Below are 6,835 nucleotides of genomic sequence, written 5' to 3'. Positions count from 1 at the left end.
AGCTCTTATACCGTGTCCTGGTATTTCTTCATAATCAGTGACATCAGATTTAGTAATCGCACCATCGTAAGCCTCCATAATCGATCGCGCTACGGGGTGATTGGATTGAGATTCGGCGATCGCAGAAGTAGTAAGTATTTCTGTTTCGCTATAGCCGTTATAAGGTGATATTTGAGTAACTTGAAAGACCCCTTCAGTTAACGTTCCCGTTTTATCAAAAATCACGGTTTTGACATCGGTTAAAGCATCTAAAAAAGTCGAACCTTTAACTAAAATTCCTCTTTTAGCTGCGCCACCAACGCCACCAAAGTAACCCAGGGGAATACTAATCACTAATCCGCAGGGACAAGAAATAACTAATAAAACTAACGCTCGATAAACCCACTGTTCGCTGGTTGCACCAGGAATTAGTAGGGGTGGCAAGATGGCAACTGCTAGAGAGAGAAAAACTACTATAGGGGTATAGTAACGGGCAAAGCGAGTAATAAGTTTCTCTGTGGGGGCTTTTTTACTGCTGGCATTTTCTACCAAGTCCAAAATCTTAGCGATGGACGATTCGGCAAACAGTTTGGTGACTCGAACCGTTAAACTACCCGTTTGGTTAATCGCCCCTGCTAAAATCGTTTCCCCTTCTCTTACCGTTCGGGGGACAGATTCACCCGTAAGTGCCGAAGTATCTACTTGAGAACTTCCCGATAAAATCTCCCCATCTAAAGGAACTTTCTCCCCTGGTTTGATAATAATAGTATTTCCGACTTCTACTTTCTCTGGCGCAACTTCTCTAATTACCCCATCAATAACTAAATTTGCTTTATCTGGACGTACTTCTAACAATGACTTAATCGAACGACGCGATCGACCAACCGCAAAACCTTGAAACAATTCTCCGATCTGAAAAAACAGCATTACCGCTACACCTTCGGGCAATTCGTGAATCGCGATCGCACCCAAGGTAGCAATGGTCATTAAGAAGTTTTCATCAAAGATTTTACCCCGCAGAATATTACGCCCCGCACTGGTTAAAACAGTCCAGCCACTGATTAAATAAGCAGGAATTAAAACTACATACTCGGCGATCGCCCCAGGTGTATCGTGCAAGGGTTGGTTGAAAATTAATCCAATGAGAAATAAAGCGAGCGCAATACTTAAGGGTATAAGTTCTCGACGTAAATCGAATCCCCCGTGTTCGTGGCTGTGGTCATGACCGCGATCGCTTTGATGGTCATGGCTTTCATGATGAGAGCAGCAACCAGAAGAATGTTTACCTGACATTATCCCAACAATTTTAAAATTATTTTAATTGAACAATTGAATAGTTGTTCAGATAATATCCAAAAAAAAGTAATTTAGCAACGAGTAAAAGAAAGAATTAAGCTTCGTCTAGATGCTCGGCTACTTCCCGATAAAGATTAGCAATGTGCGCGTCTGCCAGGCTGTAATAGACGTTACGACCTTCACGACGATGCTTAACCAGACGTAGATTTCGTAGCAGACGTAACTGGTGGGATACAGCAGATTCACTCATTTTAACTACTGCGGCTAAATCACAGACGCAAAGTTCAGCTTTAACTAACGCAGAAAGAAGTTTAAGCCGATGAGGGTCTGCCATTGCACCGAAAAACTGCGCCATTTGTTGTGCTTTTTCGGTTGTAACGATTTCAGATTGTACTTGACGCACTTGTTCTAAATGAACCAAAGAAGAATCACAAGTTAGTGCATCACCATCCGAAGAAACTGTTTTTTTTGATTTGTCAACTTTGTTCATTGTTTATGCTTTAAACCCTATCAGTTTAGTTGCTTAGACAATACTGGGTTAATAGAGTTTTGAGTTTACTTCTTTGATAATGATACTCATTTTAAGCTTGAATGTCTATTCAGATGAATAAATACGATATCTCGATCGCCACTTTAGTCATGATGCGATTGCCAGCGCACAGAAACCTCGCTCTGTCTCTACTAGCTGCACCTCAGTGAAGCCAGCATTTGTGAACATCTGGATCAATCCGTTACTCGACTGCCCCGAATAAGGCGTAAAACCAAGCGCAATCCTGCCATCAACCTTCTTCATGACTCGCCGCATTTCTCGTAGTCCGATCGAGGCATCTGACCAAACTTGCATCGAGTTAACCGCCAGTGCTTTATCGAAGGTGTTGTTTTCAAAGGGCAAGCTTTCCACCGAACCTTGTCGCAAATCTACCAAACCAGCCTCAACCTTTTTCAAATTCCTAGCTGTAGCTTGCTCGACCATTTCTTTGGAGTAATCGATACCTGCAATATATCCTGTTAATGCCAACTGAGCTAGACGATGAATGCCTACTCCAGAGCCGAATCCAATTTCTAGCACTCGATCGTTCGGCTCAATGTCGAGTAAATCAATAACTGAATAGGTGAACTCTTTATTCATACGCGCCATAATGATGCCACCGAACCTGCCCAGCATTCCTTTGGGACGACCGAACATTTGCCTGAAAAGACTATCTACAATGCTCATCAGTTATCGTTCACCTCCGTAACGAGTTGCCTCAATGCTATCAAACTAAATATTAAGGCTACTACTACCTTCGATAGAGACTAATTACTCTGTTGGCAATCATTTAAATAGATATTGGAATTTTTCGCTCTGTCCCTCTTGACTCTTTATTTAACTAGAGACTTCACCATAAAAGTACCTCACTACTTTTTCTAATGGGTATAATTTTTGATTTTGGATGCATTAAATAGTATTTTTTCTTATAAGCTTGTATACGAAAAATGAGTACATATTCTCCATAACAAATAATTATGAAATCAGAATGAAATTTACCTATACCAATAGCAATAAATACTTTTTATAACAAAAGATAGAAAAATTAATCTAGATTAATTGCTATTTATTTGAGTATTGCTAATAGACTAACAAGAAGAAATTTAAGATGAAGTTTACACAAAATAATGATTCTACATCTGACATGAAATCCCGATCGGGCATGAAGCCTTATATTACCCTGTTGATTGCACTGTCGATCTCTTACATCGTAATGTTCGCCATCATGTTCTCGCGAGTTAACGAGTGGAGCAACTTGTTCCTCAGCCTGAACCAAGTTTATATGACAGGGCTGATGATCTCGGCGATGCTAATCATTATGTTGGTAATAATGGGTTCGATGTTTAAAAATAAAAAGCTAAACATCATGTTATTAGGATTAGGAACGGCATTAATATTAACGTTCTGGACTCTGGTTCGGACACAAGCGGGAGTAGGAAACCAGCAATTCTTGCGCTCGATGATTCCCCATCACGCTGCTGCTATTCTTGTTTGCCAACAATCATCGCTAACTAATCCACGTATTGAGGAGCTATGTACCGAGATTGTTCAATCACAGAAAGAAGAAATCCGCATTATGAAAGAACTTATGAAATAGCTTGAGTCAAATTAATATCTATTATTTGATCGACAAAAAATATTATATAAGCAAAATTTACTTAATTTAAGTCTATAGCTAATTAGGAAGTTTAGCCTAGATATAAAACAACATAGATTTTTAATTTTTCTTTTTTACCTTCTTGACTCTCCAGTTAACCAGAGACTTCATAATAAAAGTAATCGATCTTCATAGGGTAGAAATTATGACATTACAACTTAAAGTTCCCAACATGGCTTGTTCGGCTTGTGGAGATACCATTACCAAAGCAATTAAAACAATCGATCCAGCCGCAACCGTACAAACCGATTCCAAGACTAAGCTTGTCGAAGTTGACACACAAGCATCAGAAGCTGAGATCTCGCAAGCGATTACAGAGTCAGGTTATACCGTTGCCTGAAGAATGCTTGGCATTATTTAAACCCAAGTCAGGAGATATGAAGTGGAAAATACCAGTTTAAAATTACGAGGCATGAGTTGTGCCTCTTGTGCCAAGAATATCGAAGATTCAATTCGCTCGGTTTCAGGTGTTTCCGAGTGTAGCGTCAATTTTGGCGCAGAGCAAGCCACGATTACTTATAATCCCGATCGAACTGATGTAGCAGCGATTCAGGATGCCGTAGATGCAGCAGGATATTCTGCCGTACCCATGCAAGATGACGTACTTGCTCCAGAAGATGATACCGAAAGACGAGAACGGCAAGTCGAAAATCGCCAACTGACTCGCAAGGTATGGGTTAGCGGAATTATTAGTGCCATTCTGGTTATTGGTTCGCTGCCGATGATGACAGGATTGCCCATTCCTTTTATTCCTGCATGGATGCACAATTCCTGGCTGCAATTAGTACTGACTGCACCCGTACTATTTTGGTGCGGATCGTCCTTCTTTATTAATGCTTGGAAAGCCCTCAAACGCCATACAGCAACTATGGATACCCTGGTGGCGATCGGCACGGGTACAGCTTATCTCTATTCTCTATTTCCCACCTTTAGTCCACAATGGTTTATCACGCAGGGACTTACACCTGATGTCTACTTTGAAGCAGCATCGGTGATTATTGCATTAATTTTACTCGGACGATTATTAGAAAATCGTGCCAAGGGACAAACTTCAGAAGCGATTCGCAAGCTTATGGGTTTAGGTGCGAAAACAGCACGGGTGATTCGTAATAATCGCGAGATAGATCTTCCCATTGCTGAAGTAATTTTAGGAGATATCATCTTAGTACGCCCAGGGGAAAAGATTCCCGTCGATGGCGAGGTCGTTGACGGTGCTTCCACCATTGATGAAGCGATGGTTACAGGTGAAAGTATCCCCGTGAAAAAGCATTCGGGCGATGAAGTTATTGGTGCGACGATTAATAAAACTGGTAGCTTTAAATTCAAAGCAACGAGAGTCGGTAAAGATACTTTCTTAGCGCAGATTGTCAAACTGGTGCAGCAAGCACAAGGCTCAAAAGCACCGATTCAACGTTTAGCCGATCGCGTGACGGGATGGTTTGTACCTGCTGTGATTGCCATTGCGATCGCTACTTTTATCCTCTGGTACAACATCATGGGAAATGTAACGATGGCTTTGATTACCACAGTTGGCGTATTAATTATTGCCTGTCCCTGTGCGCTTGGTTTGGCAACCCCAACTTCAATTATGGTGGGAACGGGAAAAGGTGCAGAAAATGGCATCCTCATCAAAGGCGCAGAGAGTCTAGAAATGGCGCACAAGCTTAGAGCGATCGTACTCGATAAAACGGGGACGATTACCCAAGGTAAACCGACTGTGACTGATTTTGTAACTGTTAATGGTATTGCCAACAACAACGAGCTAAATTTATTGCATCTGGTTGCATCTGTAGAGAGAAATTCCGAACACCCTCTAGCCGAGGCGGTGGTTCAGTACGCTCAGTCGCAAAGAGTGCAATTAAACGACGCAAGAGAATTTGAAGCGATCGCAGGTAGTGGTGTTCAAGGGTATGTATCCAATCAATGGGTACAAATTGGTACTCAGCGTTGGATGAACGAATTAAATATAGATACTAGAACTCTACAAAAGGACTGGGAGCGATTGGAATATCTCGGTAAGACAGTTATTTGGATTGCCGTAGATAGGAAAATTGAAGCCATTATGGGCATTGCTGATGCGGTGAAACCTTCTTCTGTCAACGCTATTCGAGCCTTACAGAAAATGGGCTTGGAAGTGGTGATGTTAACTGGAGACAATCGCCGCACCGCCGAAGTAATCGCTCGTGAAGTGGGAATTGATCGCGTTTTTGCTGAAGTACGTCCCGAACAGAAAGCAGCTACAGTGGAGACAATCCAGTCGGAGGGTGAGGGGCTGTGGTCGGAGGTCTCCTCCGACCTTTATACGCCCCGTAAAATAGTAGCAATGGTTGGGGATGGTATTAACGATGCACCTGCCCTAGCACACGCCGACGTAGGAATAGCAATTGGTACGGGAACGGATGTAGCGATCGCTGCTAGCGATATTACCTTGATTTCAGGAGACTTACAAGGGATTGTAACTGCTATACAACTTAGTCGCGCTACCATTCGTAATATTCGTCAAAATCTTTTCTTTGCCTTTATTTACAATGTGGCTGGAATTCCCATCGCAGCAGGAATTCTCTATCCCTTCTTTGGTTGGTTGCTCAGTCCCATTATTGCTGGTGCTGCGATGGCGTTTAGTTCTGTTTCGGTAGTGACAAATGCACTGCGTTTGCGTAATTTTAAGCCAAAAACACTTGGTTAGAGGAATATCGATATGAAGACAATCATCTTTTTTGGAACATTAGCAGGATTTGGGTTTCTGGTTGGAGTAATTTCGGGAGCGATTGTATAGGAGGTTTGACAATGGTGAATAGAAAAGCGATCGCACGTTGGCAAGTACGCGAAGCGATTGCGCTCCGCGCACTGGCAAAGCCAATCGCAAGCGGGATCGTAAGTTTGGGAATGGTGTTGGGAATTGCTTCAGGTAATGCAGTCGCCCAAATGCCTCACAATATGAAGGAAATGCAACCATCTCAAAGGGATCAAACAGGGCAGTTTCAACCCATAGAACAACCGTTAAGAAATAAGATTATCGTTACGGTTGGTGGATTGGGACTGATTGGTTTAGAACTTTGGTGGTTTTTAGCAAGTAAACCTAAATCTGCAAAAGCGATCGCACAGGGAGGAATCCAAGAAATTACCGTCACCGTTGATGGCGGTTACGAACCCAGTCAGATTGTAGTTCAATCGGGTCAAAAAGTTAGGTTGAACTTCGATCGCCAAGATGCCAGTAGTTGTCTTGAGGAAGTTCGTTTTCCTGACTTTCATATCGCTCAAACATTACCTCTCAATCGAGTTACACCAATTGAGTTTACACCCGAAAAAGCAGGCAAATACGAGTTTACTTGCGGGATGAATATGTTTCGGGGAGTCGTTGAGGTTTTATAATC

At 42.2% G+C, this 6,835-nt stretch carries 7 protein-coding genes; 4 read left to right on the top strand and 3 right to left on the bottom strand.

All coding sequences use genetic code 11. The features are described from left to right. The 3 genes from cadA to C7B62_RS23490 all read right to left on the bottom strand — a co-directional run. Positions 1–1,272, bottom strand: a 1,272-nt coding sequence (cadA, locus tag C7B62_RS23500) for a cadmium family heavy metal-translocating P-type ATPase (RefSeq protein WP_106243330.1), incomplete at its 3' end; no start/stop codon positions are given. Between the two features lie 97 nt (positions 1,273–1,369). Continuing rightward, a complete protein-coding gene (locus C7B62_RS23495; protein WP_106243327.1) occupies positions 1,370–1,765 on the bottom strand; it encodes a helix-turn-helix transcriptional regulator in 396 nt (131 codons plus the stop codon). 147 nt (positions 1,766–1,912) lie between these two features. Then, complete coding sequence (locus C7B62_RS23490) at positions 1,913–2,413, bottom strand: class I SAM-dependent methyltransferase (RefSeq protein WP_199194350.1); 501 nt, start codon at positions 2,411–2,413, stop codon at positions 1,913–1,915. Positions 2,414–3,029: 616 nt separating this feature from the next. Here C7B62_RS23490 and C7B62_RS23485 point away from each other — a divergent pair. The 4 genes from C7B62_RS23485 (at position 3,030) to C7B62_RS23470 (ending at position 6,833) form a co-directional block, all read left to right on the top strand. Beyond that, a complete protein-coding gene (locus C7B62_RS23485) occupies positions 3,030–3,401 on the top strand; it encodes a DUF305 domain-containing protein (protein WP_233220126.1) in 372 nt (123 codons plus the stop codon). Positions 3,402–3,606: 205 nt separating this feature from the next. Continuing rightward, on the top strand, positions 3,607–3,801 hold the full coding sequence (locus tag C7B62_RS26715; protein WP_106243320.1) for a heavy-metal-associated domain-containing protein: 195 nt from the start codon (positions 3,607–3,609) through the stop codon (positions 3,799–3,801). Positions 3,802–3,843: 42 nt separating this feature from the next. Further along, a complete protein-coding gene (locus C7B62_RS23475; protein WP_106243317.1) occupies positions 3,844–6,147 on the top strand; it encodes a heavy metal translocating P-type ATPase in 2,304 nt (767 codons plus the stop codon). A gap of 200 nt (positions 6,148–6,347) precedes the next feature. Beyond that, positions 6,348–6,833 carry a cupredoxin domain-containing protein gene (locus C7B62_RS23470; RefSeq protein WP_370304169.1) on the top strand — a complete coding sequence of 162 codons (486 nt, stop codon included), beginning with the start codon at positions 6,348–6,350 and terminating at the stop codon, positions 6,831–6,833. Positions 6,834–6,835: the final 2 nt, after the last annotated feature.

Source organism: Pleurocapsa sp. CCALA 161, from assembly GCF_003003995.1.
GTDB lineage: Bacteria > Cyanobacteriota > Cyanobacteriia > Cyanobacteriales > Xenococcaceae > Waterburya.
The sequence above is the reverse complement of the archived record's forward strand: the minus strand, read 5'-3'. Positions and strand labels throughout refer to the sequence as shown.